The 207-nt window shown below is 46.9% G+C and carries 1 protein-coding gene; it reads left to right on the top strand.

The genetic code is table 11. The features are described 5' to 3' along the window. Window positions 1-26 precede the first annotated feature (26 nt). Window positions 27-207: hypothetical protein (locus H3S73_RS13765; protein ID WP_198248947.1), on the top strand; the 181-nt coding region annotated here is incomplete at its 3' end.

The raw sequence follows: 207 nt of genomic DNA, 5'->3' as shown, positions 1-207 counted from the left end.
CGATTGCCGGAATAGATGAGGGGGTAATGATATTAACGGTGCAAGGACAGGGAAACCGCAGTGAGGCTTATGAACTGAGTTTTACTGCCATACCTTACCAGCCATTAAAACCTTACCGCCCTGAGCCGATTCCTTTTCCGACTATTGACGGCACTTTACCGGCACGGGTAACCAGTCCGAATAATGACACCTATGGTTATATTGATA

This window comes from Gilliamella sp. B14384G12 (genome assembly GCF_016101825.1).
GTDB lineage: Bacteria > Pseudomonadota > Gammaproteobacteria > Enterobacterales > Orbaceae > Gilliamella > Gilliamella apicola_N.
Note: the sequence above shows the minus strand (reverse complement) of the source record. Positions and strands in the feature narration are given on the sequence as shown.